This is a genomic window from Neisseria sp. HMSC065C04, assembly GCF_001815375.1.
In the GTDB taxonomy this organism is placed as follows: Bacteria; Pseudomonadota; Gammaproteobacteria; order Burkholderiales; family Neisseriaceae; genus Neisseria; species Neisseria flavescens_D.
This window is the reverse complement of the sequence record NZ_KV820390.1, coordinates 1-4,022: the sequence shown is the minus strand read 5'-3', so window position 1 is coordinate 4,022 and position 4,022 is coordinate 1. Positions and strand designations below refer to the sequence as shown.

General features: G+C 49.3%; 2 tRNA genes and 2 rRNA genes. All 4 read right to left on the bottom strand.

Going from position 1 to position 4,022, the window contains the following annotated elements:
* A 23S ribosomal RNA gene (locus HMPREF3022_RS02040) occupies positions 1-1,587 on the bottom strand; the annotation flags it as partial.
* A gap of 348 nt (positions 1,588-1,935) precedes the next feature.
* Positions 1,936-2,011 (bottom strand) — tRNA-Ala (locus HMPREF3022_RS02035).
* Between the two features lie 5 nt (positions 2,012-2,016).
* A tRNA-Ile gene (locus HMPREF3022_RS02030) sits at positions 2,017-2,093 on the bottom strand.
* 105 nt (positions 2,094-2,198) lie between these two features.
* Positions 2,199-3,739 (bottom strand): 16S ribosomal RNA (locus tag HMPREF3022_RS02025).
* Positions 3,740-4,022: the final 283 nt, after the last annotated feature.

Sequence of the window (4,022 nt, the reverse complement as noted above, 5' to 3'; positions counted from 1 at the left end):
AAACTGAAGCTTAGTGGCTTTTCCTGGAAGCGTGGTATCGGTTACTTCATGTCCGTAGACACTCGTCATCACTTCTCGGTGTTAAGAAGACCCGGATTTGCCTAAGTCTTCCACCTACCGGCTTAAACAAGCTATTCCAACAGCTTGCTAACCTAACCTTCTCCGTCCCCACATCGCATTTGAATCAAGTACAGGAATATTAACCTGTTTCCCATCGACTACGCATTTCTGCCTCGCCTTAGGGGCCGACTCACCCTACGCCGATGAACGTTGCGTAGGAAACCTTGGGCTTTCGGCGAGCGGGCTTTTCACCCGCTTTATCGCTACTCATGTCAACATTCGCACTTCTGATACCTCCAGCACACTTTACAATGCACCTTCATCGGCCTACAGAACGCTCCCCTACCATGCCAGTAAACTGGCATCCGCAGCTTCGGTTATAGATTTGAGCCCCGTTACATCTTCCGCGCAGGACGACTCGACCAGTGAGCTATTACGCTTTCTTTAAATGATGGCTGCTTCTAAGCCAACATCCTGGCTGTCTGGGCCTTCCCACTTCGTTTACCACTTAATCTATCATTTGGGACCTTAGCTGGCGGTCTGGGTTGTTTCCCTCTTGACAACGGACGTTAGCACCCGCTGTCTGTCTCCCGAGGAACCACTTGATGGTATTCTTAGTTTGCCATGGGTTGGTAAGTTGCAATAACCCCCTAGCCATAACAGTGCTTTACCCCCATCAGTGTCTTGCTCGAGGCACTACCTAAATAGTTTTCGGGGAGAACCAGCTATCTCCGAGTTTGTTTAGCCTTTCACCCCTATCCACAGCTCATCCCCGCATTTTGCAACATGCGTGGGTTCGGTCCTCCAGTACCTGTTACGGCACCTTCAACCTGGCCATGGATAGATCACTCGGTTTCGGGTCTACACCCAGCAACTGTTCGCCCTATTAAGACTCGGTTTCCCTACGCCTCCCCTATTCGGTTAAGCTCGCTACTGAATGTAAGTCGTTGACCCATTATACAAAAGGTACGCAGTCACACCACAAGGGTGCTCCCACTGTTTGTATGCATCAGGTTTCAGGTTCTATTTCACTCCCCTCCCGGGGTTCTTTTCGCCTTTCCCTCACGGTACTGGTTCACTATCGGTCGATGATGAGTATTTAGCCTTGGAGGATGGTCCCCCCATATTCAGACAGGATTTCACGTGTCCCGCCCTACTTTTCGTACGCTTAGTACCACTATTGAGATTTCAAATACGGGACTATCACCCACTATGGTCAAGCTTCCCAGCTTGTTCTTCTATCTCGACAGTTATCACGTACAGGCTCCTCCGCGTTCGCTCGCCACTACTTGCGGAATCTCGGTTGATTTCTTTTCCTCCGGGTACTTAGATGGTTCAGTTCTCCGGGTTCGCTTCGCTTATCCTATGTATTCAGATAAGGATACCTCCTAAGAGGTGGGTTTCCCCATTCGGACACCGCGGGATCATAGCTTTATTGCCAGCTCCCCCACGCTTTTCGCAGGCTTACACGTCCTTCGTCGCCTATCATCGCCAAGGCATCCACCTGATGCACTTATTCACTTGACTCTATCATTTCAAGAACCTCTTTGACTTCGTTTACCTACCCGTTGACTAGGGAAGTAAACTTGAAATTCCTACTTTGATAAAGCTTACTGCTTTGTTGTGTCTTAATCCTGCCTTTTGTGTTTCAGGATTAAGTCGATACAATCATCACCCAAATACTGTGTTCGTTTTCTTTTCTCTTACGAGAGATTTTTCATCCTTTGCAAAGAACAAAAAATCAAAACAAACTCATTGTCTTTGTTTGTTGATTTCGGCTTTCCAATTTGTTAAAGATCGATGCGTCGATATTTCACTTCGCAAATCAAAATAAGCTGCTAAGTATAGCAGGATTCCTTTGATTTGTAAAGTTCTTGGTGGAGGCAAACGGGATCGAACCGATGACCCCCTGCTTGCAAAGCAGGTGCTCTACCAACTGAGCTATGCCCCCGTTCTTGGTGGGTCTGGGAGGACTTGAACCTCCGACCCCACGCTTATCAAGCGTGTGCTCTAACCAGCTGAGCTACAAACCCGGATTCTCTTCTTAAGCGAATCTTGTCTTCACTCAAGCTTTTCTCTTCCGCATCTTTTACAGTTTACCGATAAGTGTGAATACATCAGACCTCTTCTTTCTCTAGAAAGGAGGTGATCCAGCCGCAGGTTCCCCTACGGCTACCTTGTTACGACTTCACCCCAGTCATGAAGCATACCGTGGTAAGCGGGCTCCTTGCGGTTACCCTACCTACTTCTGGTATCCCCCACTCCCATGGTGTGACGGGCGGTGTGTACAAGACCCGGGAACGTATTCACCGCAGTATGCTGACCTGCGATTACTAGCGATTCCGACTTCATGCACTCGAGTTGCAGAGTGCAATCCGGACTACGATCGGTTTTGTGAGATTGGCTCCACCTCGCGGCTTGGCTACCCTCTGTACCGACCATTGTATGACGTGTGAAGCCCTGGTCATAAGGGCCATGAGGACTTGACGTCATCCCCACCTTCCTCCGGCTTGTCACCGGCAGTCTCATTAGAGTGCCCAACTAAATGATGGCAACTAATGACAAGGGTTGCGCTCGTTGCGGGACTTAACCCAACATCTCACGACACGAGCTGACGACAGCCATGCAGCACCTGTGTTACGGCTCCCGAAGGCACTCCTCCGTCTCTGGAGGATTCCGTACATGTCAAGACCAGGTAAGGTTCTTCGCGTTGCATCGAATTAATCCACATCATCCACCGCTTGTGCGGGTCCCCGTCAATTCCTTTGAGTTTTAATCTTGCGACCGTACTCCCCAGGCGGTCAATTTCACGCGTTAGCTACGCTACTAAGCAATCAAGTTGCCCAACAGCTAATTGACATCGTTTAGGGCGTGGACTACCAGGGTATCTAATCCTGTTTGCTACCCACGCTTTCGAGCATGAACGTCAGTGTTATCCCAGGAGGCTGCCTTCGCCATCGGTATTCCTCCACATCTCTACGCATTTCACTGCTACACGTGGAATTCTACCTCCCTCTGACACACTCTAGTCACCCAGTTCAGAACGCAGTTCCCAGGTTGAGCCCGGGGATTTCACATCCTGCTTAAGTAACCGTCTGCGCTCGCTTTACGCCCAGTAATTCCGATTAACGCTCGCACCCTACGTATTACCGCGGCTGCTGGCACGTAGTTAGCCGGTGCTTATTCTTCAGGTACCGTCATCAGCTGTCGGTATTAGCAACAGCCTTTTCTTCCCTGACAAAAGTCCTTTACAACCCGAAGGCCTTCTTCAGACACGCGGCATGGCTGGATCAGGCTTGCGCCCATTGTCCAAAATTCCCCACTGCTGCCTCCCGTAGGAGTCTGGGCCGTGTCTCAGTCCCAGTGTGGCGGATCATCCTCTCAGACCCGCTACTGATCGTCGCCTTGGTAGGCCTTTACCCCACCAACTAGCTAATCAGATATCGGCCGCTCGAATAACGCAAGGCCCGAAGGTCCCCTGCTTTCCTCCTCAGAGAATATGCGGTATTAGCTAATCTTTCGATTAGTTATCCCCCATTACTCGGTACGTTCCGATATATTACTCACCCGTTCGCCACTCGCCACCCAAGAAGCAAGCTTCTCTGTGCTGCCGTCCGACTTGCATGTGTAAAGCATGCCGCCAGCGTTCAATCTGAGCCAGGATCAAACTCTTATGTTCAATCTCTAACTTATAACTTCTGGTCTGCTTCAAAGAAACCGACAGGACAATGTCTAAAACATTATCTTGTCTGTCTTTCAAACAGTGTGAGGCCTAATGCACTCACACTTATCGGTAATCTGTTTTTTAAAGAGCGAATCGAATTATACAGTACATTTAGCAAATGTCAACTAAAATTATCGAAAATTTCAACCAACTGTGTTATACTGTCTGCTTCGTTTTCTTCACCGCGTCAGCAGCGAAGAACCGAACTATACGCCTACCAACAAAACCAGTCAACACC